The organism is Plasticicumulans sp., from assembly GCF_035331805.1.
GTDB lineage: Bacteria > Pseudomonadota > Gammaproteobacteria > Competibacterales > Competibacteraceae > Plasticicumulans.
In genome coordinates, this window is the sequence record NZ_DAOLKE010000375.1 from 1 (window position 1) to 3,205 (window position 3,205).

At 72.1% G+C, this 3,205-nt stretch carries 5 protein-coding genes; 1 reads left to right on the forward strand and 4 read right to left on the reverse strand.

The window, feature by feature from the left end; all coding sequences use genetic code 11:
- From PKE44_RS17060 to PKE44_RS17075, 4 genes are all read right to left on the reverse strand, one after another.
- A partial coding sequence (locus PKE44_RS17060; RefSeq protein WP_324553662.1) for an alpha/beta fold hydrolase occupies window positions 1-244 on the reverse strand: 244 nt, incomplete at its 3' end.
- A 19-nt stretch (window positions 245-263) separates the two neighbouring features.
- Window positions 264-1,427, reverse strand: coding sequence for an 8-amino-7-oxononanoate synthase (gene bioF / locus PKE44_RS17065; protein ID WP_324553664.1), 1,164 nt, complete (start codon window positions 1,425-1,427; stop codon window positions 264-266).
- Between the two features lie 16 nt (window positions 1,428-1,443).
- Complete coding sequence (bioB, locus tag PKE44_RS17070; RefSeq protein ID WP_324553666.1) at window positions 1,444-2,487, reverse strand: biotin synthase BioB; 1,044 nt, start codon at window positions 2,485-2,487, stop codon at window positions 1,444-1,446.
- Window positions 2,484-2,882, reverse strand: a complete 399-nt coding sequence (locus tag PKE44_RS17075; protein ID WP_324553668.1) for a hypothetical protein — start codon at window positions 2,880-2,882, stop codon at window positions 2,484-2,486. Before PKE44_RS17075 ends, bioB begins: the two co-directional genes overlap by 4 nt.
- 131 nt (window positions 2,883-3,013) lie before the next feature.
- Here PKE44_RS17075 and PKE44_RS17080 point away from each other — a divergent pair.
- Window positions 3,014-3,205: double zinc ribbon domain-containing protein (locus tag PKE44_RS17080; protein ID WP_324553670.1), on the forward strand; the 192-nt coding region annotated here is incomplete at its 3' end.

Here is a 3,205-nt window from a genome sequence, read left to right on the forward strand (position 1 = left end):
CACACGTAGTCGCCGACCGCGCGCAGGCGTTCAGGGGCGTTGAACCTCGCGACACCGCCGCCGCCAGGCCGGCGAGCGTGCCGGGCCGGCCGCCGGAGCGGCCGTGACCGGGCAGGTCGATGACGGTCACGCGCCAGTCATCGATGAAGGCCTCGACCGTGTCGTCCCAGACGCCGCCGTGCATGCCCCAGCCGTGCAGCAGCACCAGATCCGGCCCCGAACCCCAGCTTTGGCAGTACAGCATCGCCTGCGGCCTCCGCGACTCAGGCCGGCGCCGGCAGCGCCGCGGCCAGCGCGTCGAGCAGGCGATCGAGCTGCGCATCGGTGTGCGCGGCGCTCAGCGTCACGCGCAGCCGCGCCGAGCCGGCCGGCACGGTCGGCGGCCGGATCGCCGTGACCCAGATGCCGCGATCGGCGAGGCGCTGCGCAGCGGCGAGCGCATCTTCGGCGGTACCGATGACGATCGGCTGGATCGGGGTCGTCGAGGGCAGCAGCTGTGCGCCGAAACCGAGCTGCTCGGCACCGGCCCGGAAGCGCGCGATCAGCGCCGCCAGCCTTGCGCGCCGCCAGTCCTCGGCCTGCACGATCCTGAGACTGGCGCGCGTCGCCGCCGCCAGCGCCGGCGAGGACGCCGTCGTATAAATGTAGGGCCGCGCCTTCTGGATCAGGTATTCGATCAGTTCGGCGCTGCCGGCGACGAAGGCACCACTGGTGCCGAAAGCCTTGCCGAGCGTGCCGATCACGACCGGCACCGCCTCGGCATCCAGCCCGTGCAGCGCCAGACTGCCGCGCCCCTGCGGCCCGAGCGCGCCGAAGCCGTGCGCATCATCGACCACCAGCCAGGCCGCATGCCGGCGGCAGGCATCGGCGAGCGCCGGCAGCGGCGCGACATCGCCATCCATGCTGAACACACCGTCGGTGACGACGATGCGCTCGCCGCCGGCCACGGCGAGCTTCGCTTCGAGCGCCTCCGCGTCGGCGTGCGCGTAGCGGCTCAGCCGCGCACCGGAGAGCCGCCCGCCGTCGAGCAGCGAGGCGTGGTTCAGCCGGTCTTCGAGCACGCTGTCGCCACGCCCGGCCAGCGCCGCGAGCACGCCGAGGTTGGCGAGATAGCCGGTCGAGAACAGCAGCGCACGCGGCCGGCCGGTGAAGGCGGCGAGTTCCTCCTCCAGCGCCGCATGCTCGGCCGAATGCCCGCAGACCAGATGCGCCGCGCCGCTGCCGCAGCCCCGGCGCGCCGCGGCCGTGGCCAGTGCCTGCGCGATGCGGGCATCGGCGGCGAGGCCGAGATAATCATTGCTGCAGAAGTTCAGCCACTCGCGCCCGCCGGAGGCGATCACCGGCCCCTGCGCGGAATCGACCGTGCGCGGCGCCCGGTACAGCCCGGCGGCGCGCAGCGCAGCGAGTTCGACGGCGAGGTCACGCATCGGCCGGCGGCAGGGCTCAGGCCCCGGCGCGCAGCTTCGCCGCGCCGCAGCCGCACGGCGCTTCCTGCACGAAGTCGCCGGCCTCGGGCAGGGTTTCCTGGATTTCGAGCGCGCGCACGCCGAGCTTCGCGAACAGCGCGCGGTCGCGGTCGGTGTCCGGGTTGGCGGTGGTCAGCAGCTTCTCGCCGTAGAAGATCGAGTTGGCGCCAGCCGAGAAGCACAGCGCCTGCAGTTCGTCGCTCATGTCGGTGCGACCGGCCGACAGGCGCACGAAGGACTGCGGCATCAGCAGCCGCGCGACCGCGATCGTGCGCACGAAGTCGATGCCGTCGAGCCTGTCGCGGCCGTACAGCGGCGTGCCCTCGACCTGCACGAGCAGGTTGATCGGCACGCTCTCCGGGTGCTCGGGGAGGTTGGCAAGCTGCACCAGCATGCCGGCGCGATCGCGCAGCGATTCGCCCATGCCGAGGATGCCGCCCGAGCAGACCTTGATGCCGGCCGAGCGCACGTGCCCGAGCGTGTCGAGGCGGTCCTGATAGGTGCGCGTCGTGATGATCGAGCCGTAGAACTCCGGCGAGGTGTCGAGGTTGTGGTTGTAGTAGTCGAGGCCGGCGTCCTTCAGGCGCTGCGCCTGATCGGCGCGCAGCATGCCGAGCGTCACGCAGGTTTCGAGCCCGAGCGCCTTGACGCCCTCGACCATCGCCACGACCGCATCGAGATCGCGGTCCTTCGGATTGCGCCAGGCCGCGCCCATGCAGAAGCGGCTGGCACCGCTGGCCTTCGCGGTGCGCGCCGCCGACAGGACTTCCTCGACCGCCAGCAGCTTCTCGCGCTCGACCTCGCCCTCGTGGCGCGCACTCTGCGGGCAGTAGGCGCAGTCCTCGGGGCAGGCGCCGGTCTTGATCGACAGCAGCGTCGAGACCTGCACGGCGTTCGGGTCGAAGTGCTGGCGATGCACGCCCTGCGCGCGGTACAGCAGATCCGCGAACGGCAGCGCGAACAGTTCGAGGGCTTCGGCGACGGTCCAGTCGTGGCGCAGCGGGGCGGCGGTCGGGTTCATGCAGTGCGGGGCTCCGGCAGGATGATGTCGGCCCAGTCCTCGCGGCGGATGCGGCGCAGATCGAGCACGGACCACGGGATCAGCACCAGCGCCGCGGCCACCCACGCGACGATGTACCAGGTCCAGCCGCCACCCGGGATGAAGGTCGCGGCGGCGGTGAAGAAGCCGGTGACGCCGTAGAGCCGGTACGCGGCCTGCTGCGTGTAGTGGCCGACGCGCTTGTCGGGGTGGTGGCGGTTCATCGCGTAGACCAGCATCGAGGCGCCGAACCAGAAGATCAGCAGCGGCACCGGCAGCAGGATCGCGACGATGTTGCCGATGTTGAGCATGCCGGCCGCGCGCCGCGATTCGCTGGCGCGCAGCACCTTTCCGACGGGGGTGTTTTCGGTCTTCATCCGGTTTCGGCCTGGCGGGGCGGCAGCCGGATACCGGTCGGGCGCAGCCGGACCGGTGCGCGGCGCGCGGGGACGGGAATGCGCCGCATGCTAACAGCCGGCGCCCGGCTGTCAACCACGGAGCCGGCCGGATGGTTTACAGGTGGATCAATCTTGTACAGAACCGGCTGCTGCCAGCGGTCTGTCTGCTCTGCGGAGCGCCGGGCGAGGCGCCGGGGCGCGATCTCTGCGCCGGCTGCCGGCGCGATCTGCCGCTCAACGCCCATGCCTGTCCGCGCTGCGCCGAACCGCTGCCGGCGTCCGCACCGGCCGGCACGGTCTGC